This is a genomic window from Streptomyces sp. SS7, assembly GCF_037993025.1.
GTDB lineage: Bacteria > Actinomycetota > Actinomycetes > Streptomycetales > Streptomycetaceae > Streptomyces.
Genome location: NZ_CP141223.1, coordinates 2,913,659 through 2,936,539, shown reverse-complemented (window position 1 = coordinate 2,936,539; position 22,881 = coordinate 2,913,659). Strand labels below are relative to the sequence as shown.

Here is a 22,881-nt window from a genome sequence, read left to right as displayed (position 1 = left end):
CGTGCCTCCTGTGGGGACGGGAAGATCTTTTCTGTTGAATCTTCAACCGTATTAACGCGGGCCCTCCCGGACCTATTCCGCGGGTACCCCGCCGGGCCGCCGCGTCACTCCGACGGCGGATGCCCCCCGGCGCGGCGCCCGCCCGGATGTGAACGGTGTCTCACCCTCCGCCTTTGTGCGACCCCCACAAGCCACAAGCCTCCTGAGCAGTCAGAACGCCTGCACGCCCCCCTGGTTCTGTTCGGTGCTACCAGGAAAACGCTCCGAGGACTGTACGGAGTCGACGTCTCGCTTTCCTTGGTGGGCTTCGTAAGGTCGCTACATGACCGTATTGGAAGAGACGACGGGTGAACCGGACGCGGCGCCCTCGGAGCCCACGGACGCGCGCGGCCGGGTGGCAGAGCTGCACGGGATCCGTGCGCAGGCGCTGGCCGGTCCGAGCGAGAAGGCGACCCAGGCCCAGCACGCCAAGGGCAAGCTGACCGCGCGGGAGCGGATCGAGCTGCTGGTGGACCCGGGTTCCTTCCAGGAGGTCGAGCAGCTGCGCCGGCACCGGGCGAGCGGCTTCGGTCTGGAGACCAAGAAGCCCTACACGGACGGTGTCATCACCGGCTGGGGCACGGTGGAAGGCCGTACGGTCTTCGTCTACGCCCATGACTTCCGCATCTTCGGTGGCGCCCTGGGCGAGGCCCACGCCATGAAGATCCACAAGATCATGGACATGGCCATCGCGGCCGGCGCGCCGCTGGTGTCGCTCAACGACGGCGCCGGCGCCCGCATCCAGGAGGGCGTCTCCGCGCTCGCCGGATACGGCGGCATCTTCCAGCGCAACACCAAGGCCTCGGGCGTCATCCCGCAGATCTCGGTCATGCTCGGTCCCTGCGCGGGCGGCGCGGCCTACAGCCCCGCCCTGACCGACTTCGTGTTCATGGTCCGCGAGACCTCGCAGATGTTCATCACCGGCCCGGACGTCGTCAAGGCGGTCACCGGCGAGGAGATCACCCAGAACGGCCTCGGCGGCGCGGACGTGCACGCCGAGACCTCCGGTGTGTGCCACTTCGCCTACGACGACGAGGAGACCTGCATCGCGGAGGTCCGCTACCTCCTGTCGCTGCTGCCGCAGAACAACCGCGAGAACCCCCCGCGCGTCGCCACCGCCGACCCGGCGGACCGACGCGGTGACGTCCTGCTCGACCTGGTCCCCGCCGACGGCAACCGGCCCTACGACATGACCAAGGTCATCGAGGAGATCGTCGACGACGGCGAGTACCTCGAGGTCCACGAGCGCTGGGCCCGCAACATCATCTGCGCCCTGGCCCGCCTCGACGGCCAGGTCGTCGGCATCGTCGCCAACCAGCCCCAGTCCCTGGCCGGTGTGCTCGACATCGAGGCCTCGGAGAAGGCAGCCCGCTTCGTGCAGATGTGCGACGCGTTCAACATCCCGATCCTCACCCTTCTGGACGTCCCCGGCTTCCTCCCGGGCGTCGACCAGGAGCACGGTGGAATCATCCGCCACGGCGCGAAGCTGCTGTACGCCTACTGCAACGCGACCGTGCCCCGGATCTCGCTCATCCTGCGCAAGGCCTACGGCGGGGCGTACATCGTCATGGACAGCCAGTCCATCGGTGCCGACCTCACCTACGCCTGGCCGACCAACGAGATCGCCGTGATGGGTGCCGAGGGCGCCGCCAACGTCATCTTCCGGCGTCAGATCGCCGGTGCCGAGGACCCCGAAGCCATGCGGGCCCGCATGGTCAAGGAGTACAAGTCCGAGCTGATGCACCCCTACTACGCGGCCGAGCGCGGCCTGGTCGACGACGTCATCGACCCCGCCGAGACCCGCGAGGTCCTCATCAAGTCGCTCGCGATGCTCCAGTCCAAGCACGCCGACCTGCCGTCGCGCAAGCACGGCAACCCCCCGCAGTAACCCGGCGGACTCTCCCCGGCACCCCTGCGGAAACCTCTCTCACGGAGACTGACACCCATGAACACTCCCGACATCCGCGTCGAGAAGGGCCACGCCGAGCCCGAGGAGGTCGCCGCCATCACGGCGATCCTGCTGGCCCGCGCCGCAGCCCGCACCTCCGAGCCCGCCCCGACCCACCGCCCCCACCGCAAGGCCGGCTGGCGCCGTCTGGAGCGCGAGAACGGCTTCCGCGCCCCGCACAGCTGGCGCTAGGCCGCGCCGCTCCGGCGGTCCGCACCTGTAAGAAGGGCCCCTCTGCCACAGAGGGGCCCTTCTTCGTGCCCGTCCCCGCCCGTCCCCGCCTCTCCCTGCCCATCCCCGGCAGAGACGAGAACGGCCCCTGTGCCCCCTCGGGGAGGGCACAGGGGCCGTACGCATGGCGGAGAGCTACCGCAGGCGGGCCATCAGCGCGTGCTCGACGAGCGTGATGAGTGCCGACTTGGCGTCCGAGCGGTGCCGGGCGTCCGTCGTGATGATCGGGGCGTCCGGACCGATCTGCAGGGCCTCACGGACCTCTTCGGGGTTGTACGGCTGGTTGCCGTCGAAGCCGTTGAGGGCGATCACGAACGGCAGGCCGCTGTTCTCGAAGTAGTCGACCGCGGGGAAGCAGTCGGCGAGACGACGGGTGTCCACCAGGACGATCGCGCCGATGGCGCCGCGCACCAGGTCGTCCCACATGAACCAGAAGCGGTCCTGGCCGGGGGTGCCGAACAGGTACAGGATCAGGTCCTGGTCGAGGGTGATGCGGCCGAAGTCCATGGCCACCGTGGTGGTGGTCTTGTCCCCGGTGTGGGTGAGGTCGTCGATGCCCGCCGACGCGGACGTCATGACGGCCTCGGTACGCAGCGGGTTGATCTCCGAGACGGCCCCGACGAACGTGGTCTTGCCCACGCCGAAGCCACCCGCCACCACGATCTTCGCCGAGGTGGTGGAGCGGGAAGGACCGCCGCTAGAGCTTGCGAAGTCCACTGAGCACCCTTTCGAGCAGTGTCACGTCTGGCTGGCCGCCGGCGCTCTCGTCGCCGCCGGGCTGATGGATGGCGACCAGTCCCGCCTCCGCCAAGTCGGCGACGAGGATCCTGGCCACGCCGAGAGGGATGGTCAGGAGGGCCGAGATCTCGGCCACCGACTTGATCTCACGGCACAGATTGCAGATCCGCTGATGCTCGGGCAACTGGCCCTGCATCTGGTGCGGCTGCGCAGTGGTGTGCACCAGCGCCTCGATGGCGAGCTGGTAGCGCGGGCGCGTCCGGCCGCCGGTCATGGCGTACGGACGCACCAGGGGGTTGTTCGACGCCCCGGCGGGCGCCGGCTCGGGGGCGCGGCGCTGCGGCTGCACGGGCTGGATGCGCGGGGCCTGCGGCTGGTCGTACGGCGACGGACCGGGCCCCTGCGGGCTCTGGGGTGCGTACGGGCGCTGCTGGCTCGGTGCGGAGGGGAAGTTGTAACGGTTCGGGTTGTGGGAACCGTCGCCCGGACCCTGGGGAGGACCGTACGACCAATTACCCGTATTCGAACCGCCTGGGGGTGTTGCCACTTTCTCTCCTCCTCCGACTGTGCCGGGCACCCATCACTATGGAGCCGCGTCCCGAAACCCTACGGCCTCGGGACGCCAAAACGCACCGTCCGACTGCTAGTTGAGAAGGCTCCCTTGGAGCTCCGCACGAAGGTCGGGCGTCAGGACCGTACCGGCACGGTCCACCAGAAGGGCCATCTCGTACCCAATGAGACCGATGTCCGCCTCGGGGTGCGCGAGCACCGCGAGCGAGGAACCGTCGGACACGGACATGATGAACAGGAATCCCCGCTCCATCTCCACGACCGTCTGGTTCACGGCGCCGCCCTCGAAGATCCGGGAGGCGCCCGCGGTCAGGGACGTCAGACCGGAAGCGACGGCCGCGAGCTGGTCGGCGCGGTCGCGGGGGAAGCCTTCGGACATCGCCAGAAGGAGTCCGTCGGCGGAGACCACCACCGTGTGGGACACCCCCGGGGTGTTGTCCACGAAGTTGGTGATCAACCAGTTCAGGTTCTGTGCCGCCTGGCTCATCGGGCTCACACTAACGCTCCTGGTTGTAGGTGCTGTCAGGACCGAAGCCCTGGCCGTTCGTTTCACTGCCTGCGTTGCGTCCGCGCTGGACGCCCCGACGCAGGTTGCTCAACCTGCCTCGGACGTCCTCCGGGGCGCGGGAGACCTGTGGGCCTCCCTGAGGGGTGCTCTCGGCGGTGCCTTCGACCAGGTTGGCCTTGGGTACGCGCCGCGGCAGACCGGACGAGGTGACCCCGCCTGCCTTGGGCTTCCGGAGCTGCGAGGCCTGCTGCCAGCGCGCGTCGTTCGCCGAACGCCAGGCGCTGTCGCCGTTGCTCTCCGAAGTGGAGGCCGGCGCTTCCGCGTTCACGGGCCGTGCGGCGCCGTTCGAACCGTTCGCCGCGGTGGATCCGCGGCGGGGAAGCCCGGCGTCGGTCAGCTCGTGGACGGCGGACGGGGCCGGTCCCGGACGTTCGAAGCCTACGCGGTCCTGCTCACCCGCGTCAGCGGCCTGCGAGGATTCCGCTTCCGGAGCGTACTGGTCCGGGTAGCCGTTCTGGTAACCGGACTGCTGCGGCCAGTCGTCCTGGTAGGACTTCTCCTCGTACGCCGGGTATCCGTCGCCCGCCGTGGCGTGCGACGCCGCGTGCTCCTCCTGGGCCGGCTCCGCATACGCGGGGTCCGGGTAACCGCCGTTGGGGGAGAAGCCGTTGCTCTGCGGCACCCCGTTCGGGGCCGAGAAGGACTCGCCCCGCGGCATCCCCTCGCCCGGCGCGAAGTACTGCTCGTCGTACGCAGGCCGCTGCTGCTCCTCGTACGGCGCCTGCTGCGGCTCCTCGTACGCCGTACGGCCGCTCTGGCCGTTCGCGCCCTCGTACGCCCCCTGCTGGTCCACGAACGCCGTCTGGCTGCTGTCGAAGCCCGTCGGGGCCGCGTCGAAGCCGTTGTCGTACGCGGGCTGCTGCTGCGGGGTGCCGTCGAAGCCCTCCGCGAAGGCGGGGATCTCCTGGGTCTGCTGCGGGTGACCGGCCTGGGACTCCAGGGCCGCCTTGCGCTCCTCGCGCATCAGCGAGCGGCCCACCGGGTCCAGGTCGCGCAGGTCGTCCGGGACCTCGTAGCGGCTGTCGTCGAAGCCCAGCTCGGCGGCCGTGCGCATGGGCAGGCCGTTGCTGAAGTCCTCGCCCGGGAGCTGCTGCTGGTGCTGCTCCGGAATGATCTGCGAGACGGTGAACTCGTCGCGCTCGGGCTGCTCGCCGCCGCCACCGTGAGTGATGGCGTCCGGCAGCATGACCAGCGACGTGGTGCCGGCCTGCTCGCCGGAGGGGCGCAGCTGGACCCGGATGCCGTGCCGGTCGGACAGCCGGCCGACCACGAAGAGGCCCATGCGCTGGGAGATCGCGGCGTCCACGGTCGGCGGGTTGGCCAGCTTGTGGTTGATGTCCGCGAAGTCCTCGGCGGTCAGGCCGATGCCCTTGTCGTGGATCTCGATCATCACGCGGCCGTCGGGCAGCCGGGTCGCGGTCACGCGGACCTTGGTCTGCGGGGAGGAGAACGTCGTGGCGTTCTCCAGCAGCTCGGCGAGCAGGTGCACGAGGTCGGTCACGGCCCGGCCGTGGATCTCGGCCTCCGGGACGCCGGACAGCTCGATGCGCTCGTACTGCTCCACCTCGGAGGAGGCGGCGCGCAGCACGTCGACCAGCGGGACCGGCTGGTCCCAGCGGCGGCCCGGCTCCTCGCCGGCGAGGACCAGGAGGTTCTCGCCGTTGCGGCGCATACGGGTCGCGAGGTGGTCCAGACGGAAGAGGTTCTCCAGCTGGTCCGGGTCGGCCTCGTTGTTCTCCAGGTCGGTGATCAGGGTCAGCTGGCCCTCGATCAGCGACTGGTTGCGCCGCGAGAGGTTGGTGAAGATCGCGTTGATGTTGCCCCGCAGCAGGGCCTGCTCGGCGGCGAGCCGGACGGCCTCGCGGTGGACCTGGTCGAAGGCGCGGGCGACTTCGCCGATCTCGTCGCGGGTGTTGATCGGGATGGGCTGGACCCGGGTGTCGACCCGGCCGGGGTCGGTGCGCGAGAGCTGGTCGACCAGCATCGGCAGCCGCTGCTCGGCGATGCCGAAGGCGGCGTTGCGCAGCTGGCGCATCGAGGTGCTCATCTGGCGGGCCATGAGCGAGGCGATGATGAAGGCGGCCAGCAGGGCGATGATGACGATCGAGGCGTTGATGATCGCGTCGCGCTGGGCGTCGGAGGCGATCTGGCCGGCGTCGTCCACCGCGCGGTCGATCAGCTCGTTCTCGACCTGGCTGTAGCCCTGGAACTTCAGGGTCGCGGCGGCCATCCAGGACTTGGCGGTGACACCCTGGGCGGCGAGCTGGGACGGCCGCTGACCGCTGCCGATCAGCTTGATCATGTCGGTCATCGACGGCGGCGGGGTGTACTCCTGGCCCGCGGCCTCCGCCTTGGCCTTGGCGTCGGCCGCGGCCTTCTCGCCCTCGGCCTGCTTCTCCTTCATGACCTCGTTCAGACGCGTGGCGTCCTGCACGGTGCCACCGGAGCCGTACTCCTGGACGGCGACCTGCTCCAGGTAGGCGTAGGAGGTGAAGGAGATGAGCTGCGACTTGTACGTCGCCTCGTCGGGGCTCGGCCGCACCAGCAGGTGCATGCCGATCGCGCGCTGGAGGGACTCGGCGCCCTTGGCGAGGGCGATCGCGTAGACCGTACGGCCGTAGGCGGTGATGTTGCCGGTGCCGAGGCCGAGTTCGTTGGAGAACTCCATCAGCAGGTGCTCGACCGCGACGTAGCCCTCTTCGGTCTGGACCGGGTCCATCTTCTTGGTGTAGGCGGCCGCACGGATCTTCGTCAGCGTGGGCTCGGCCTCCTCCACCAGGTTCAGCCGGCGCTTGAGGCCCTCCTTGTCGGGCATCCCGACGGTCTCCTGGTGGAAGGCGGCCGCCTTCGCGTCGGTGAGCGCCCGGGCCTGCTTGACGACGGCGGAGTCGGTCTTGTTCTCCAGCAGCGGCTCGGCGGAGATGTCACGCTCGTTGAGCAGCGCCTCGGCGTACTGGCCGGCGGCGGCCACGATCTTCGCGGTCTTCTCGGCGTCGCGCGCCTCCTGCCAGGTGTCGATCGAGCCCTTCACCTGGAAGCCGCCCATGACCAGGCCGACCAGCACGGGTATGAGCAGGATCGCGTTCAGCCTCGTCGGCACCCGCCAGTTGCGCGGAGACAGACGACCACCGCTCTTCGGGGGTGCGGCCGTCGGCTCCGAGCCGGGCACAGGGGCGGGCGCCGCTCCGCGCGGCGGCGGCGTGAAGTTGCCCCGGGCCGCAGGCTCGGGACTTTTCTTGCTTCGCCTCACTCGACCAACAACCTCTCGGCGGTCGGCACCTTCCGTGCCGCAGTGTCTCAGAGCCCGGTCAGCCATCGACCATCAGTACGTCATTGACTATTGGGCAGTTCAGGCATTCCAGCACGACGTCCTGCGCGATTCCAAACATGGAGAAGTGCCGGTTCGACGTGATGTAAGCCCCACGTAAAACGGTCAAAAAGAGCGAGCCCCGTCAAAAGACGGGGCCTTCGTGCGCACAGCGAGACCAAGTGACCGCGACGCGTGGCGGTACCACCCGATTCCTCTGCCGAAACGTTATGAACACCGGAGCCGGCCGTGTCAAAGGCCACAGCCGGCTCCGAAGTGTCTACGACAAGTGCCGTAGAGGTACGGGGAACTCGAAAGTTACCGCAGGCGCGCCATGAGCGCATGTTCGACCAGCGTGATGAGTGCCGACTTGGCGTCCGAGCGGTGCCGGGCGTCCGTCGTGATGATCGGGGTGTCCGGCCCGATCTGGAGCGCCTCGCGCACCTCTTCGGGCTGGTACGGCTGCTGCCCGTCGAAGCCGTTGAGGGCGACGACGAACGGCAGGCCGCTGTTCTCGAAGTAGTCGACCGCGGGGAAGCAGTCGGCGAGACGACGGGTGTCCACGAGCACGACGGCGCCGATGGCGCCGCGCACCAGGTCGTCCCACATGAACCAGAAGCGGTCCTGGCCGGGGGTGCCGAACAGGTACAGGATCAGGTCCTGGTCGAGGGTGATGCGGCCGAAGTCCATGGCCACCGTGGTGGTGGTCTTGTCCCCGGTGTGGGTGAGGTCGTCGATGCCCGCCGACGCGGACGTCATGACGGCCTCGGTACGCAGCGGGTTGATCTCGGAGACCGCCCCCACGAACGTGGTCTTGCCGACGCCGAAGCCACCCGCCACCACGATCTTCGCGGAAGTGGTGGCCCGGCCGCCGTCAGAGCTTGCGAAGTCCACTGAGCACCCTTTCGAGCAGCGTCACGTCCGGAGCGCCGCCGTTGTTCTCGTCGCCGCCCGGCTGGTGGATGGCCACCAGGCCGGCCTCGGCGAGGTCCGCCACCAGGATCCGGGCCACACCCAGCGGCATGGCCAGCAGCGCCGAGACCTCGGCGACCGACTTGACCTCACGGCACAGGTGGCAGATGCGCTGGTGCTCCGGGAGCAGCCCCATCAGTGCTGCCGGGTCGGCCGTGGTGCTGATCAGCGCCTCGATGGCGAGCTGATAGCGCGGCCGGGTCCGGCCACCGGTCATCGCGTAAGGACGCACCAGCGGCTGGTCGCCCTCATCCCCGTACGGCTCCGCGTACGGATCATGATGGGCGGGGGGCGGGGTCATGGATCCTCCGGGCGGGACAGCATTCTCGGTCAGTCGTGCCGTCCGTCGAGGCCGGTGGGGGGAGTGTGTCGGCCGGACGGTGATTTCGTGAGGCGGGTGGTGCCGGGGCCGGTCAGTGGAGCAGACTGCCCTGGAGCTCGGCGCGCAGGTCGGGGGTGAGAACCGCGCCCGCGCGGTCGACGAGCAGCGCCATCTCGTAGCCGACGAGGCCGATGTCGCACTCGGGGTGCGCGAGCACGGCCAGGGACGAGCCGTCCGAGACGGACATGAGGAAGAGGAATCCCCTCTCCATCTCGACGACCGTCTGGGCGACGTTGCCACCCTCGAAGATCCGGGAGGCACCGGCCGTGAGCGAGGTGAGCCCCGAAGCCACCGCCGCCAGCTGGTCGGCACGGTCGCGCGGGAAGCCCTCGGACATCGCGAGCAGGAGCCCGTCGGCGGACACGACGACGGTGTGGGACACCCCGGGGGTGTTGTCCACGAAGTTGGTGATCAACCAGTTCAGATTCTGTGCCGCCTGGCTCATCTGACTCAACTAACGCTCCTGCGGGTGAGTGGGGCTCGGGAAACTGCCGGTCTGACCGTTGCCGGCCTGACGACCCTGCGCGATGCCCCGACGAAGATTGGTCAGCCGTCCGCGTACGTCGTCAGGCGCACGCGAGACCTGCGGACCGGTTTGGTGCTGTTGCTGCTGTGCGGTGCCGGGGACCAGGTTGGCCCGGGGCACCCGGCGCGGCAGACCGGAGGTGGTGACCCCGCCCGCGGCGGGCTGCCGGACGCGCTCGGCCTGTCGGACGAGCTCGTCGTTCGGCGACGTGCGCCACGAGGAGGTGGAGGGGCCGCCGGCCGCGGGCCGCTGGGGTGCGGCCGGAGCCTGCGGCTGCTGCTGCGGTGCCTGCGGAGCGGGCGCCTGGCCCGGATCGCCCGCCTGCGGCCCGCCGTGGAACCAGTTGGTCTCCAGCGTGTCGTACAGCGGGGTGCGGCCGTCGCCCGGACCCGGTGCCGGCGGCAGGGCCTCCGGCTCGGGACGGTGGGCGGGGCGCGGCGGGACCTGCGGGCGCGGCGAGCCGAAACCGCCCGCGGCGCCGTTGATCTGCGGGCGCTCGAACTGGCCCGTGGACGTCATGTCCTGGCGGCCGGGCAGCGCGTGCTGGCCCGTGCCGGAGCCGTCGTAGCCGGGCGCCGCGAACTGGCCGGTGGAGCCGTTGTCGTACGCCTGCGGAGCGAACTGGTTCGGGTTCGGCGGGGTGTTCTGGCCGCCCGGTGCGCCGAAGACGTCGGAGCGGGTGAACCCGTTGTCGTCGCGGTCGGCGGTGCCCGGGCGCTGGAACTGGCCCGTGTCCTGGGGACCGGTGGGAGCGACGGCGGGGAACTGGCCCGTGCTCTGCGGACCGCCCGCACCGCGGCCGAAGTCGGCCGGGCCCTGGCGGTCGTCGATCCGCGGCATGCGCGCGGTCTGCGCGACGTCCGGCTCCTCGTGGCCGCGCGGGGCGTCCAGCGGGGTGCGCGGCACCGGCGGCTGGGCGTTCTCGTCGCCCCAGCTCGTCACGCGCGGCTGCGGGTTGCCGCCGGGCAGCTCGGCGCGCGGGCCGCCGCGCGGCGGGAGCTGCGGCTGACGGCCGCGCTGCTCGGAGTTGTTCTTGCGCTGCGGGGGCCGCCCGCCGCCGAAGAAGTCCTGGTTCTGGCCGTTCGCACCGGAGTTCTGGAACCCCTGCGGGGCGCCCGGGGCCTGACCGCCGAAGCCGGCGCCCGCACCGGCCGGGGCCGGACGGTCCTGCTGGGGCGGGAGGGGCGGCTGCGGTCCGCGCGGGGGCTGGCCGCCGGGACGGCCACCGCCGTCACGGCCGGGCAGCGCGGCCCGGGGACCCTGGCCGGCGGCGAGACGGCCGCCTCCACCGGGAGCGGAGCCGGGACCCGCGCCGAGGGCGCCGCCCCCGCCGGGGGCACCGGCGCCGAGCGCACCGCCCTGCGGGCCGCCGTTCTGGCGACGCGCGGCGGCCGCGCCCGCGGCGGCCTGCGCGGCGGCGGGACCGCCGGCGGAGCCGCCCTGGCCGGGCTTGGGCTGGGGCTTCTTGCCGCCCTGGGCGACGTCCACGGGCAGCATGACCAGCGCGGTCGTACCACCGGAGTCGGAGGGGCGCAGCTGGATGCGGATGCCGTGCCGCTGGGACAGACGACCGACCACGAAGAGGCCCATGCGGCGGGAGACGGAGACGTCCACGGTGGGCGGCGAGGCGAGCCGCTCGTTGATCGCGGCGAGGTCCTCGGGGGAGAGGCCGATGCCGGTGTCGTGGATCTCGATCAGCACGCGGCCGTCGGGCAGCGCGTGACCGGTGACCTTGACCTTGGTCTGCGGGGAGGAGAACGAGGTGGCGTTCTCCAGCAGCTCGGCGAGGAGGTGCACGAGGTCGTTGACGACCCGGCCGGCCACTTCGGTGGACGGCACGGAGGCCAGTTCGATGCGCTCGTACTGCTCCACCTCGGAGGCGGCGGCGCGCAGGACGTCGACCAGGGGGACCGGGCGGGTCCAGCGTCGGCCGGGCTCTTCACCCGCGAGGACCAGGAGGTTCTCACCGTTACGGCGCATGCGGGTGGCGAGGTGGTCGAGCTTGAAGAGGGAGGACAGCTGGTCCGGGTCGGCCTCGCGGGACTCCAGTTCGGAGATGAGCGAGAGCTGACGCTGGATGAGGCCCTGGGAGCGGCGCGAGAGGTTGGTGAACATCGCGTTGACGTTGCCCCGCAGCAGGGCCTGCTCGGCGGCGAGGCGGACCGCCTCGCGGTGCACGTCGTCGAAGGCCGCGGCCACCTGGCCGATCTCGTCCCGGGAGTGCACACCGACCGACTCCACGGACGTGTCGACGTCCTGCGGGTCGGACTCGGAGAGCTGCTTGACCAGCTCGGGCAGGCGGTCCTGGGCGACCTTGGTGGCGGTCTCCTGGAGGCGGCGCAGCGAGCGGATCATGGACCGGGCGACGACGAAGGCGCCGACCAGCGACACACCGAGGACGAGGAGGATCAGGGCACCGTTGATGATGGCGTCGCGCTCGGACTCGGAGCGCAGCTCACGGGCCTTCTGTTCCATGTCCTCGAGCAGGGTGAGCTCGATGTTGTTCATCTGGCGGATCTTGGTCGACGAGTCGTCGATCCAGTCCTGGTACGAGCGCTGGTCCTGCGAGGTCAGACCGGAGGCGGAGGCGAACGCACGCGAGGCGTAGGTGTCGGACTCCTCGATGACCGGGTTGCCCTGCTCGATGGGCTTCAGCAGAGACTCGGCGCCGTCGTCGCCGTAGATGCTGCGGAAACTGGCGAGTTCGGAGGCCTCGTTGTCGAAGGCGGCGTCGGCGTACTGCCGCTCGTTGTTGGAGAGCTCGCCGTACGACGTGTTGTTCGCCGGCAGCGCGGCCGCGAGGACGGCGCGCTGGACCGAGGCGTACTCCTTGGCGTTGGAGAAGGCGGCCAGCGCACGCGTGCGCTGGATCATCTCCGGGTTGCTGGTGGCCTGGGCCATGTCCTGCGAGAGGTCGAGCAGGCTCGTGATGAGCTGGTGGTAGGCGTCGACCGTCTGGGAGGCGTTGCCCTTCTCCGCGTACGCCGTGGAGCGGATCTTCTGCAGGTTCGCGAGGTCGGAGAGCAGACCGATGAGGCTGTCCCTCACGCCCTGGAGGTTGCCGTCCTTGGAGGCGGTGTTGATCTCCTCGGAGGCGTCCTGGAAGGCGGTCACGGCCCGGTCCGTCTTGGTCCGGTAGCCCTTGATGCCGAAGTCGGTCGCCTTGGTGCCGTGCGACATCGGGCCGGCCGAGCGGTCGCGCTCCTCCTGGAGGGCGACGGCGAGCTCGGTCGCCTGCTTGGTCATGTCCGTCAGCAGCCGCATGTTGTCGAGCTGCTGGATGTCGTCCATGGACTCGTTGATACGCAGCGCGCCCAGCGTGGTGGCCGCGACCACCGGGAGGGTCAGCAGCGCCACGAGACGCGTGGAGATGCGCCAGTTGCGCAGGGCCACGCGGGAGCCGGGCCCGCCGGGGCCGGTCGGCGGCTTGATCGTCGGAGTCGGGGGAAGGGGGCTCGGCGACGCGGACGCGCCGGGGCGCCCGGGGCGCTCACCACCGTCGCCGGACGGGTTCGGGCCCGGGTTCTGGGCGTGCTGGAGCGAGGAGCTGCCATTACTGGGGGCAGTCCCGCCGTGCGGCTCCGGCTCCGCCGAAGCACTGCCATCCCTCTTGAAACGTCCCTGCACTAGCGTCGCAACCTCTGGACCAGGCGCCCTTCCGGATGAACGGAAGGACGGTGTCGGCGTATTGAAGGACGTCCTGAATTACGTCCCTCGAACGGTCGTGAGTGACCGGCGCTGGCTCCCCCTTCCAACCGCCACTACGGCGCTGTCGCGCCCCGGTGCGCCGGCTCGATCCAGCGGCGGTCCGTGAGATTCCAGCACAGTGCCGGAGGTCCAACAAGGTGTGTTGGCCGGGCTGTGACATGCGTGACAGCGCGTGAGGGGAACGTTACGGGACGTGGAAAACGTTCCAGTATAAAGCGGGCATAAGGGCCCGAAACGTGAAGGTGAGGCAGGTGTCCCAGTCGCCATGATCAGGAGCGGAATGGGTGATTCAGGGAGTCAATGTCCGTTTCCAAGCGGTCGTTCGACGGCATGGTTTGACCGCTTTGATCACCGATTCGTGAGCAAACTCACACGGTGATCGTGCTGCCTCGATGAGTTACCCGGGGAATCGCATGTTTAGCCTGACGCTTTACAGGGATGGCCTATCCGACAACCCGGCACCACGAGCAGACAGGGTCACGAACAACAGTGAAGACGACGACGATGTTCCACAAGATCGCCAACCCGCGACGCACGACGCTGGCCCACCTCGCGGGCGCCGCCGAACTGCAGCTCCCGGTCCAGCAGGAGCACGCCGTCGACCTGCCGGCCCAGACCGCCAACCCCAAGCGCACCATCCTCATGGAAGCCCCGGTCGCGGCCTCCGTCGCGGAGTAGATCTGCCGTACAGATCCACGAGATCTTCACGATCTCCGCGGACAGATACGCGCACGGGCCGCCGAATGCTCAAGGCGGCCGCACACGGATGTCAAGGGCGTCCCCGGCCGGGGACGCCCTTCCGCGTTAGCCTGGAGCGTCACACTCCAGCCAGCTCAGTCTCCGTCTTCAGGCAAGGGGCCAACCAACCCGTGCGCATCGCCAGGTTCTCCATCGACGGCAACGTCGCCTTCGGCGCGGTCGAGGGCGACACACCGGACGAGCTCGTCCTCGACATCATCAAGGGCATCCCGTTCGCGGACTTCGAGCTCTCCGGTACGAAGGTGCCGGTGAGCAAGGTCCGGCTGCTCCCGCCCGTCCTGCCCAACAAGGTGGTGGCCTTCGGCCGCAACTACGCCGAGCACGCGCGAGAACTGGGCCACGAGGTGCCGGACGCCCCGTTCGCCTTCTTCAAGCCCTCCACCTCGGTGATCGGCCCCGGGGACGACATCCAGTACCCGCCGTTCTCCGAGGAACTGCACCACGAGGCAGAGCTCGCGGTCGTCATCGGCCGGATGTGCCGCGAGGTCCCGCGCGAGCGCGTGGCGGACGTGATCTTCGGCTACACCTGCGCCAACGACGTCACCGCCCGGGACGTCCAGCGGCGCGAGAAGCAGTGGGCGCGGGCCAAGGGCTTCGACACCTCCTGCCCGCTCGGCCCCTGGGTGGAGACGGACCTGGACCTCGCCACCGCGTCCGACCTCACGATCCAGCTCACGGTCGACGGCCGGCAGCGCCAGCTCGGCCGCACCAGCGAGATGATCCACTCCATCGAGGATCTGATCGTCAACATCACCGAGGCCATGACGCTGCTCCCCGGCGACGTGATCCTCACGGGCACCCCGGCAGGGGTCGGCCCCCTGGCTGTCGGCGACGAGGTCGCCGTCACCATCGAAGGCATCGGCACTCTCACCAACAAGGTTGTCAAGCGTGGCTAGCGCACCCGGCTCACCCGTCCGCGTACGTTTCTGTCCTTCCCCCACCGGTAACCCCCATGTGGGCCTGGTCCGCACCGCCCTGTTCAACTGGGCGTTCGCCAGGCACCACCGGGGCACGCTGGTCTTCCGCATCGAGGACACCGACGCGGCCCGCGACTCCGAGGAGTCCTACGCCCAGCTGCTCGACTCGCTGCGCTGGCTGGGCTTCGCCTGGGACGAGGGCCCCGAGATCGGCGGCCCGCACGCGCCCTACCGCCAGTCGCAGCGCATGGACCTCTACGCCGACGTCGCCGGGAAGCTGCTGGACGCCGGCCACGCCTACCGCTGCTACTGCTCCCAGGAGGAGCTGGACACCCGCCGCGAGGCCGCCCGCGCCGCCGGGAAGCCCTCCGGCTACGACGGCCACTGCCGCGACCTCAGCGCCGCGCAGGTCGCGGAGTACGAGGCCCAGGGGCGCGCCCCGATCGTCCGCTTCCGGATGCCCGACGAGACGATCACCTTCACCGACCTGGTCCGCGGCGAGCTGACCTTCACCCCGGAGAACGTGCCGGACTACGGCATCGTCCGCGCGAACGGCGCCCCGCTCTACACGCTCGTCAACCCGGTCGACGACGCCCTGATGGAGATCACCCACGTCCTGCGCGGCGAGGACCTGCTCTCCTCCACCCCGCGCCAGATCGCCCTCTACAAGGCGCTGATCGAACTGGGCGTCGCCAAGGAGATCCCGTCCTTCGGGCATCTGCCGTACGTGATGGGCGAGGGCAACAAGAAGCTGTCCAAGCGCGACCCCGAGTCGTCCCTCAACCTCTACCGCGAGCGCGGCTTCCTCCCCGAGGGCCTGCTCAACTACCTCTCGCTGCTCGGCTGGTCCCTCTCGGCCGACCAGGACATCTTCACGCTGGACGAGATGATCGCGGCCTTCGAGATCGCGGACGTCAACCCCAACCCGGCGCGCTTCGACCTCAAGAAGTGCGAGGCGATCAACGCCGACCACATCCGCATGCTCGACGTGAAGGACTTCACCGAGCGCTGCGCCCCCTGGCTGCGGGCGCCGTTCGCGCCCTGGGCCCCCGAGGACTTCGACGAGGCGAAGTGGGAGGCGATCGCTCCGCACGCCCAGACGCGTCTGAAGGTCCTGTCGGAGATCACCGACAACGTCGACTTCCTCTTCCTCGCCGAGCCGGCCACCGACGAGGCCTCGTGGACCAAGGCGATGAAGGAGGGCGCGGACGCGCTGCTCGTCACCGCCCGCGAGAAGCTGGAGTCGGCCGACTGGACCTCGGCGGAGTCGCTGAAGGAGGCCGTGCTGGCCGCCGGCGAGGCCCACGGCCTCAAGCTCGGCAAGGCCCAGGCCCCGGTCCGTGTCGCCGTCACCGGCCGCACGGTCGGCCTCCCCCTCTTCGAGTCCCTGGAGATCCTGGGCAAGGAGAAGACCCTGTCGCGCATCGACGCGGCGCTGGCGAAGCTGGCGGCGTGACCGACAGGCGTACGTGAGGGGCGGCACCCGGTGACTGCGGGTGCCGCCCCTCACTCGTTGCTCACTGCGCGTCGGCTTCGTCGATCAGATAGGCGAACTCGTCGAAGATCTCCAGCACGACGACGACCATGACGGCGCCGGCGACCATGTACTCCACCATCACACCGGGAGCCACGTAGGCTTTGCGCAGGTGTTCGTCGGGCCCGAGTTGCGCGGTCGCGACCTTGCGGAAAGGGTCCCGTGCCAGTATCCGCACGGCCTTGTCCAACTGCGCTCGCCGCTCGGCGGGCAGGCCGTCGTACGCCGCGCGGGCCTCGACAGTGAACTGGACTCGGTACTCGCTCATGCCCCCCAGTCTGCCAGCCCGCGATACCGTCGGACCCATGAGCATTCGCGCCGTGGTCTGGGACGTTGACGACACTCTCTTCGACTACACGACCGCGGACCGGGAGGGCATGCGGGGGCATCTGGTGGCCGAGGGGCTGCTGGCGGGGTACGGGACGGCGGAGCAGGCGCTCGACCGGTGGCGGGAGGTCACCGATCAGCAGTGGGCGCGGTTCTCCGCGGGGCAGATCAGCTTCGAGGGGCAGCGGCGGGACCGGGTCCGGGTCTTCCTGGGCCGGCCGGAGCTGACCGACGCCGAGACCGACGACTGGTTCCGGCGCTACCTCACGCACTACGAGGCGGCCTGGGCGCTGTTCCCCGACGTCCTGCCGGTGCTGGACGCGCTCGCCGCCAGCCACCGCCACGCGGTGCTCTCCAACTCCAGCCTCCGGGTCCAGGACCACAAGCTGCGCGTCCTCGGCGTGCACGACCGCTTCGAGACCATCCTGTGCGCCGCCGAGCTGGGCGTGTCCAAGCCCGAGGCCGCCGCCTTCCTGGCCGCCTGCGACGCCCTGGAACTCGCCCCGCACCAGGTGGCGTACGTCGGCGACCACCCGGAGATCGACGGGCGGGGCGCCGCCGACGCCGGTCTGCTGTCGGTGTGGATCGACCGGTACGGCGGTACGGCGACCGTCGAGGTGCCACCCGGCCGGCACCGGATCGCCACCCTCGCCGAACTCCCCGCCGTCCTCGGCGCGGATACCCGTTTTGGAGCCCCGTCCACCTTCGGGTAATGTTCTTCCTGCGCCGAGGGAAGCGGGCCGGAAGGCCGGGAAACCGAAGCGCAAAACTAGAACAAGATCCCCACAGGGGCTTGCGTTCCAGTGGCCTATGGTGTAATTGGCAGCACGACTGATTCTGGTTCAGTTAGTCTTGGTTCGAGTCCAGGTAGGCCAGCTCGCAGAGCTCATCTGCAAAGCCCCCGTTGTGTAGCGGCCTAGCACGCCGCCCTCTCAAGGCGGTAGCGCCGGTTCGAATCCGGTCGGGGGTACTGGTTCCGATCGCGCAGGATCATGTCGGAACTGCTAGGGCCCCCGTTGTGTAGCGGCCTAGCACGCCGCCCTCTCAAGGCGGTAGCGCCGGTTCGAATCCGGTCGGGGGTACGACTGGTCTAAACCACATTGGTCTATGGTGTAATTGGCAGCACGACTGATTCTGGTTCAGTTAGTCTTGGTTCGAGTCCAGGTAGACCAGCTCGGACCTGCGGAAACGCAGTGTCCACGCCCCCGTTGTGTAGCGGCCTAGCACGCCGCCCTCTCAAGGCGGTAGCGCCGGTTCGAATCCGGTCGGGGGTACATCGCGCAAGGCCCTCTGCTCAGGCAGAGGGCCTTCGTCATGATCCCGTGGCCTACTCGCCCAGCACTGCCGCCCGGCGCATCAACTCCGCGTAGGACCTGAGCAGTTCGGCGTCCCAGTCGTCACGAGGCGGCGCAGCGCGGCCACCGACACCACCGGGGAGCGACAGGCCGGGGCGATCGTGGTCAGCAGCCGGGCGTCGTCGACGTGCCCGAGGATCGTCCGGACCGGGGTCACCGGGATCCGGCCCACCTGGATCATCGCCCGCACCAGCCCCTCGCAGGTAGCACTTGATCGTCGCCGTCGGGACCCGGCTGTGTCTGCTCGGCTCGGCCGGTCGCATCCCTTGCGCCCCATGCCGGGAGCCGGCCGACCGCGCCATGTGAGCGCGACCGACGCGTTCCACCGCACGGCGCGGGTGAAGGGGGGCCTGGTCGTACGGTGGGTGCGGGATCGTCGTGGCTGGTTGCGCGGTTCCCCGCGCCCCCGAGGTCGCGGACCTTGCCGTCGGGAAAAGAGTGCCGCGGCGTTGAGGCGCCCTTGTCCCTCGCGGCTTCAGCCCGTGCGGCGCAACGCCTCCGACAGACGGGCCGCAGCGTCGATGATCGCCTGGGCGTGCATCCGGCCCGGGTGGCGGGTCAGGCGCTCGATCGGGCCGGAGACCGAGACGGCGGCCACGACGCGGTTGGAGGGACCGCGGACCGGGGCGGAGACGGACGCCACGCCCGGCTCGCGCTCGCCGATCGACTGGGCCCAGCCACGGCGCCGGACGCCCGAGAGGGCCGTCGCGGTGAAGCGGGCGCCCTGCAGCCCGCGGTGGAGCCGCTCCGGCTCCTCCCAGGCCATCAGGATCTGCGCCGAGGAACCCGCCTTCATCGTGAGCGTGGAGCCGACCGGGACCGTGTCCCGCAGGCCGGACAGGCGTTCCGCCGCGGCGACGCAGATGCGCATGTCGCCCTGGCGGCGGTAGAGCTGGGCGCTCTCCCCGGTCACGTCCCGCAGGTGGGTGAGCACCGGGCCCGCGGTCGCGAGCAGGCGGTCCTCGCCGGCCGCCGCGGCGAGCTCCGCGAGACGCGGACCGAGAATGAAACGGCCCTGCATGTCGCGCGCCACCATGCGGTGGTGTTCCAATGCCACGGCCAGCCGGTGGGCCGTGGGTCGTGCGAGTCCGGTGGCCGCGACCAGCCCCGCGAGGGTGGCCGGACCGGACTCCAGGGCGCTCAGGACAAGGGCTGCCTTGTCCAGAACGCCCACGCCGCTACTGTTGTCCATGAAACGATATTCCCGTCTCACTCTGTGAAACGCAAGTTCATTTTTCCGTGAGACGCGCAACCCTGGAGGCATGGCGGCCCGATGACCGACGGGCCTGGCGGCGGGTGCCCGGGAACAGGGGCCGAGGGCGTCGCCTCCACAAGATCTCTAGTTGGGCCGGTGCGTCATAGCCGGCCGGAGGGAAAGCGATGGGTAGGACACTCGCGGAGAAGGTCTGGGACGACCATGTCGTCCGGCGCGCCGAGGGCGAGCCCGACCTCCTCTTCATCGATCTGCACCTGCTGCACGAGGTGACCAGCCCCCAGGCGTTCGACGGGCTGCGTCAGAACGGCCGCCAGGTCCGCCGTCTCGACCTGACCATCGCGACCGAGGACCACAACACCCCGACCCTCGACATCGACAAGCCGATCGCCGACCCGGTCTCCCGCGCCCAGCTGGAGACGCTGCGCAAGAACTGCGCCGAGTTCGGCGTGCGGCTGCACCCGCTCGGCGACGTCGAGCAGGGCGTCGTCCACGTGGTGGGCCCCCAGCTCGGTCTGACCCAGCCGGGCATGACCGTCGTCTGCGGCGACTCCCACACCTCCACGCACGGCGCCTTCGGCGGCCTGGCGTTCGGCATCGGCACCTCGCAGGTCGAGCACGTGCTGGCCACCCAGACGCTGCCGCTGGTCCGCCCCAAGACCATGGCGATCACGGTCGACGGCGAGCTGCCCGACGGCGTCACCGCCAAGGACCTGATCCTGGCGATCATCGCGAAGATCGGCACCGGCGGCGGCCAGGGCTACGTCCTGGAGTACCGCGGCTCCGCCATCGAGAAGCTCTCGATGGAAGCCCGGATGACCATCTGCAACATGTCGATCGAGGCCGGCGCCCGCGCGGGCATGATCGCCCCCGACCAGACCACCTTCGACTACCTCGAGGGCCGTCCGCACGCCCCCAAGGGCGAGGACTGGGACGCCGCCGTCGCGTACTGGAAGACGCTGAAGACGGACGAGGACGCGGTCTTCGACGCCGAGGTCGTCATCGACGCCGCCGCGCTCTCGCCGTTCGTCACCTGGGGCACCAACCCGGGCCAGGGCGCGCCGCTTTCGGCGGACGTCCCCGACCCGGCTTCGTACGAAGACGCCTCGGAGCGCCTCGCCGCCGAAAAGGCCCTGGAGTACATGGGGTTGGAGGCCGGACAGCCGCTGCGCTCCATCAAGGTGGACACCGTCTTCGTAGGTTCCTGCACCAACGGTCGCATCGAGGACCTGCGCGCCGCCGCCGCGATCGTCGAGGGCCGCAAAGTCGCCGACGGCGTACGGATGCTGGTCGTCCCCGGCTCCGCCCGGGTCGGTCTGCAGGCCGTCTCCGAGGGCCTGGACGTGGTCTTCAAGGAGGCCGGCGCCGAATGGCGGCACGCGGGCTGCTCGATGTGCCTCGGCATGAACCCCGACCAGCTGGCCCCCGGCGAGCGCTCCGCCTCCACCTCCAACCGCAACTTCGAGGGCCGGCAGGGCAAGGGCGGTCGTACGCACCTGGTGTCGCCGCAGGTCGCGGCCGCCACGGCCGTCCTGGGCCATCTGGCCTCCCCGGCCGACCTGTCCTCCGACACCCCCGCGTCCGCTGGAGTCTGATCAGTCATGGAAGCTTTCACCTCGCACACCGGCCGGGCCGTCCCGCTGCGCCGCTCCAACGTCGACACCGACCAGATCATCCCCGCTCACTGGCTCAAGAAGGTGACGCGGGACGGGTTCGAGGACGGACTGTTCGAGGCCTGGCGCAAGGACGGGGAGTTCATCCTCAACCGTCCCGAGCGGCAGGGCGCGACCGTGCTGGTCGCCGGCCCCGACTTCGGCACCGGCTCCTCCCGCGAGCACGCCGTCTGGGCGCTCCAGAACTACGGCTTCAAGACCGTGATCTCCTCCCGCTTCGCCGACATCTTCCGCGGCAACTCGCTGAAGAACGGCCTGCTCACGGTGGTCCTGGACCAGAAGATCGTGGATGCGCTGTGGGAGCTCACGGAGAACGACCCGCAGGCCGAGATCACCGTCGACCTCGAGACCCGTGAGGTGCGCGCCCAGGGCGTCACCGCCTCCTTCGAGCTGGACGAGAACTCCCGCTGGCGGCTGCTGAACGGCCTGGACGACATCTCCATCACCCTCCAGAACGAGCAGGACATCGCCGCCTACGAGGCCAAGCGCCCGTCCTACAAGCCGAGGACGCTCCAGGTCTGATCCGGAGCCCCCGGGGCAAGGCGAGTTTCGGCCAGCCCAAACACCCCTCCTGTACCCCCGATCGGTCCGATCGGGGGTACAGCCGTGTCCGGGCCCGCAACCGACGCCGCACCCTCGTCCTTCTTGCCAACTTCCCACGTTAGAGCGGTGGTTGCCGGGGTACGCGCCCTCTGTGGACGCGACTTCCGTCGGTGCCGTGAGAGCCGTTCGAGGGGGCAGTTGCCCCCTGGGCGGGCGACAACTCGCCCCAGATGGCACAATCTGTGCATGGAACACGACGGCCAACTCGAGCTCTATACGGCGGTCGCGAACCAGCTCAAGGAAGCGCACACCACAGTGCGCGCACTGCAAGTCCCGGAGGGCGTACGGATGGCGCTGACCCGGAAGCTGCTGGTCATTACGGCCGCGGCCAAGCACGATCTCGCCGATGCGACAAGGCGTCTGGAGCGGTTCATGGCGGACCTCGACGAGGGGCGAATGCCCGAAGAGGAGCGCTGATCGCCTCCGGAACAGCCGACTTCGTTGCGGCACAAGGGTGATTAGCCCGTTTCGTGTTTGATTTGCGGTATATATCTGCCTAACGTGCGAAAAAGCTTGAACACTTTCGTTCTGGCGAGGTCTCCGAAGGGGAAGACGTGAACAAGGCGCAGCTCGTAGAAGCGATTGCCGACAAGCTGGGCGGCCGCCAGCAGGCCGCCGACGCGGTCGACGCGGTCCTGGACGCCATCGTCCGCGCGACCGTCGCAGGGGACCGGGTCTCGGTCACCGGCTTCGGTTCGTTCGAGAAGGTCGACCGGCCGGCCCGCTACGCTCGCAACCCCCAGACGGGCGAGCGGGTTCGGGTCAAGAAGACGTCCGTGCCGCGCTTCCGCGCAGGTCAGGGCTTCAAGGACCTGGTGAGCGGCTCCAAGAAGCTCCCGCGCGGCGGCGAGGTCGCCGTCAAGAAGGCCCCCAAGGGCAGCCTCACCGGCGGCGCCTCCGCCACGGTCAAGAAGGCCGCGGCGAAGAAGGCCACCACCAAGGCCGCCGCCGCGAAGAAGACGACCGCCGCGGCGAAGAAGACGACTGCCGCCGCCAAGAAGACGACGGCCGCCGCCAAGAAGACCACCGCGAAGAAGACCACCACCGCCGCGGCCAAGAAGACCACGGCCGCCGCCAAGAAGACGACCGCCACCAAGTCGGCCGCCGCGAAGAAGACCACCCCGGCGACGAAGGCCACCGCCAAGAAGGCCCCGGCCAAGAAGTCGACCGCACGCAAGACCACCGCCAAGAAGGCCACCGCCCGCCAGTCGTAGGACCGACAGCAGCAAGGGCACTCACGCGCCGGGCCGGACTCCCTCACGGAGCCCGGCCCGCGGCGTGTTCAGGGGGCAGGGGGGCAGGCCCTCAGAAGGTCTGGAGCGTCACCAGGGTGATCCGCGGGCTCCCCTTCGGCCCCTCCACCTCGATCCGCACCCGCTGACCCGGCCGCAGCAGCCGCAGCCCGCCCGCGTCGAACGCCGGCGCGTCGAAGGGCACCGGGGTGCCGTCGTCCAGCAGCACCTGCCCGCTGCGGGTGTCGGGGTCGTACGTGTATGCGGTCGCCTGCATGG

Annotated in this window: 21 protein-coding genes, 5 tRNA genes and 1 pseudogene; 15 read left to right on the top strand and 12 right to left on the bottom strand. The window is 69.9% G+C overall.

Going from position 1 to position 22,881, the window contains the following annotated elements:
* The first annotated feature begins 322 nt into the window (after positions 1 to 322).
* Both U5640_RS13405 and U5640_RS13400 read left to right on the top strand, forming a co-directional pair.
* Positions 323 to 1,927 (top strand): acyl-CoA carboxylase subunit beta, encoded by a 1,605-nt coding sequence (locus tag U5640_RS13405; protein WP_340376038.1) that lies wholly within the window; start codon positions 323 to 325, stop codon positions 1,925 to 1,927.
* A 57-nt stretch (positions 1,928 to 1,984) separates the two neighbouring features.
* Positions 1,985 to 2,179 (top strand): acyl-CoA carboxylase subunit epsilon, encoded by a 195-nt coding sequence (locus U5640_RS13400; protein ID WP_340376037.1) that lies wholly within the window; start codon positions 1,985 to 1,987, stop codon positions 2,177 to 2,179.
* Positions 2,180 to 2,353: 174 nt separating this feature from the next.
* Here U5640_RS13400 and U5640_RS13395 read toward each other — a convergent pair whose 3' ends face one another.
* The 8 genes from U5640_RS13395 to U5640_RS13360 all read right to left on the bottom strand — a co-directional run bounded on the left by U5640_RS13395 (position 2,354) and on the right by U5640_RS13360 (position 12,908).
* The gene (locus tag U5640_RS13395) at positions 2,354 to 2,935 is read right to left on the bottom strand and encodes an ATP/GTP-binding protein (RefSeq protein WP_055633955.1); all 582 of its coding nucleotides are present in this window, start codon (positions 2,933 to 2,935) and stop codon (positions 2,354 to 2,356) included.
* Complete coding sequence (locus tag U5640_RS13390; RefSeq protein WP_067257327.1) at positions 2,916 to 3,503, bottom strand: DUF742 domain-containing protein; 588 nt, start codon at positions 3,501 to 3,503, stop codon at positions 2,916 to 2,918. The genes U5640_RS13395 and U5640_RS13390 overlap by 20 nt, the downstream gene beginning before the upstream one ends.
* Positions 3,504 to 3,599: 96 nt before the next feature.
* The gene (locus U5640_RS13385; RefSeq protein WP_003993185.1) at positions 3,600 to 4,013 is read right to left on the bottom strand and encodes a roadblock/LC7 domain-containing protein; all 414 of its coding nucleotides are present in this window, start codon (positions 4,011 to 4,013) and stop codon (positions 3,600 to 3,602) included.
* A gap of 10 nt (positions 4,014 to 4,023) precedes the next feature.
* On the bottom strand, positions 4,024 to 7,344 hold the full coding sequence (locus U5640_RS13380; protein ID WP_340376036.1) for a nitrate- and nitrite sensing domain-containing protein: 3,321 nt from the start codon (positions 7,342 to 7,344) through the stop codon (positions 4,024 to 4,026).
* A gap of 375 nt (positions 7,345 to 7,719) precedes the next feature.
* On the bottom strand, positions 7,720 to 8,295 hold the full coding sequence (locus tag U5640_RS13375) for an ATP/GTP-binding protein (protein ID WP_030793795.1): 576 nt from the start codon (positions 8,293 to 8,295) through the stop codon (positions 7,720 to 7,722).
* The gene (locus U5640_RS13370; RefSeq protein ID WP_055633953.1) at positions 8,276 to 8,674 is read right to left on the bottom strand and encodes a DUF742 domain-containing protein; all 399 of its coding nucleotides are present in this window, start codon (positions 8,672 to 8,674) and stop codon (positions 8,276 to 8,278) included. The genes U5640_RS13375 and U5640_RS13370 overlap by 20 nt, the downstream gene beginning before the upstream one ends.
* Before the next feature lie 112 nt (positions 8,675 to 8,786).
* Positions 8,787 to 9,200 carry a roadblock/LC7 domain-containing protein gene (locus tag U5640_RS13365; RefSeq protein WP_003973453.1) on the bottom strand — a complete coding sequence of 138 codons (414 nt, stop codon included), beginning with the start codon at positions 9,198 to 9,200 and terminating at the stop codon, positions 8,787 to 8,789.
* Between the two features lie 9 nt (positions 9,201 to 9,209).
* The gene (locus U5640_RS13360) at positions 9,210 to 12,908 is read right to left on the bottom strand and encodes a nitrate- and nitrite sensing domain-containing protein (protein WP_340376035.1); all 3,699 of its coding nucleotides are present in this window, start codon (positions 12,906 to 12,908) and stop codon (positions 9,210 to 9,212) included.
* A gap of 570 nt (positions 12,909 to 13,478) precedes the next feature.
* Between U5640_RS13360 and U5640_RS13355 the strand changes: the two genes are divergently transcribed.
* The 3 genes from U5640_RS13355 to gltX all read left to right on the top strand — a co-directional run bounded on the left by U5640_RS13355 (position 13,479) and on the right by gltX (position 16,121).
* Complete coding sequence (locus tag U5640_RS13355; protein WP_340385705.1) at positions 13,479 to 13,667, top strand: hypothetical protein; 189 nt, start codon at positions 13,479 to 13,481, stop codon at positions 13,665 to 13,667.
* A 191-nt stretch (positions 13,668 to 13,858) separates the two neighbouring features.
* Positions 13,859 to 14,644 carry a fumarylacetoacetate hydrolase family protein gene (locus U5640_RS13350; protein WP_340376034.1) on the top strand — a complete coding sequence of 262 codons (786 nt, stop codon included), beginning with the start codon at positions 13,859 to 13,861 and terminating at the stop codon, positions 14,642 to 14,644.
* Complete coding sequence (gene gltX, locus U5640_RS13345; protein WP_340376033.1) at positions 14,637 to 16,121, top strand: glutamate--tRNA ligase; 1,485 nt, start codon at positions 14,637 to 14,639, stop codon at positions 16,119 to 16,121. The genes U5640_RS13350 and gltX overlap by 8 nt, the downstream gene beginning before the upstream one ends.
* Positions 16,122 to 16,182: 61 nt before the next feature.
* Here gltX and U5640_RS13340 read toward each other — a convergent pair whose 3' ends face one another.
* A complete protein-coding gene (locus tag U5640_RS13340; protein WP_340376032.1) occupies positions 16,183 to 16,467 on the bottom strand; it encodes a hypothetical protein in 285 nt (94 codons plus the stop codon).
* Positions 16,468 to 16,504: 37 nt separating this feature from the next.
* Here U5640_RS13340 and U5640_RS13335 point away from each other — a divergent pair, with 37 nt between their 5' ends.
* The 6 genes from U5640_RS13335 (at position 16,505) to U5640_RS13310 (ending at position 17,800) form a co-directional block, all read left to right on the top strand.
* Positions 16,505 to 17,239, top strand: a complete 735-nt coding sequence (locus tag U5640_RS13335; protein WP_340376031.1) for an HAD family hydrolase — start codon at positions 16,505 to 16,507, stop codon at positions 17,237 to 17,239.
* A 91-nt stretch (positions 17,240 to 17,330) separates the two neighbouring features.
* Positions 17,331 to 17,402: transfer RNA gene (locus tag U5640_RS13330), tRNA-Gln, on the top strand.
* A 21-nt stretch (positions 17,403 to 17,423) separates the two neighbouring features.
* Positions 17,424 to 17,496 (top strand) — tRNA-Glu (locus U5640_RS13325).
* A 39-nt stretch (positions 17,497 to 17,535) separates the two neighbouring features.
* Positions 17,536 to 17,608: transfer RNA gene (locus tag U5640_RS13320), tRNA-Glu, on the top strand.
* Positions 17,609 to 17,627: 19 nt separating this feature from the next.
* Positions 17,628 to 17,699, top strand: a tRNA-Gln gene (locus U5640_RS13315).
* Between the two features lie 28 nt (positions 17,700 to 17,727).
* Positions 17,728 to 17,800 (top strand) — tRNA-Glu (locus U5640_RS13310).
* 65 nt (positions 17,801 to 17,865) lie between these two features.
* Here U5640_RS13310 and U5640_RS13305 read toward each other — a convergent pair.
* A pseudogene (locus tag U5640_RS13305) lies at positions 17,866 to 18,144 on the bottom strand (transcriptional regulator); the annotation flags it as partial.
* 212 nt (positions 18,145 to 18,356) lie between these two features.
* Positions 18,357 to 19,073, bottom strand: coding sequence for an IclR family transcriptional regulator NdgR (gene ndgR, locus U5640_RS13300; protein ID WP_055634332.1), 717 nt, complete (start codon positions 19,071 to 19,073; stop codon positions 18,357 to 18,359).
* Between the two features lie 188 nt (positions 19,074 to 19,261).
* Between ndgR and leuC the strand changes: the two genes are divergently transcribed.
* The 4 genes from leuC (at position 19,262) to U5640_RS13280 (ending at position 22,584) form a co-directional block, all read left to right on the top strand.
* Positions 19,262 to 20,689 carry a 3-isopropylmalate dehydratase large subunit gene (gene leuC / locus U5640_RS13295; RefSeq protein WP_340376030.1) on the top strand — a complete coding sequence of 476 codons (1,428 nt, stop codon included), beginning with the start codon at positions 19,262 to 19,264 and terminating at the stop codon, positions 20,687 to 20,689.
* Positions 20,690 to 20,695: 6 nt separating this feature from the next.
* Entirely contained in the window at positions 20,696 to 21,289 is a 594-nt protein-coding gene (gene leuD, locus U5640_RS13290) for a 3-isopropylmalate dehydratase small subunit (protein WP_340376029.1), read from the top strand.
* A gap of 267 nt (positions 21,290 to 21,556) precedes the next feature.
* Positions 21,557 to 21,787 (top strand): hypothetical protein, encoded by a 231-nt coding sequence (locus U5640_RS13285; protein WP_067257351.1) that lies wholly within the window; start codon positions 21,557 to 21,559, stop codon positions 21,785 to 21,787.
* A 137-nt stretch (positions 21,788 to 21,924) separates the two neighbouring features.
* Positions 21,925 to 22,584: an HU family DNA-binding protein gene (locus tag U5640_RS13280; RefSeq protein WP_340376028.1), complete on the top strand. Its 660-nt coding sequence runs from the start codon at positions 21,925 to 21,927 to the stop codon at positions 22,582 to 22,584.
* Between the two features lie 91 nt (positions 22,585 to 22,675).
* On the opposite strand, the gene U5640_RS13275 is transcribed toward U5640_RS13280, so the two are convergent.
* Complete coding sequence (locus U5640_RS13275) at positions 22,676 to 22,879, bottom strand: hypothetical protein (RefSeq protein ID WP_067257356.1); 204 nt, start codon at positions 22,877 to 22,879, stop codon at positions 22,676 to 22,678.
* Positions 22,880 to 22,881 lie beyond the last annotated feature (2 nt).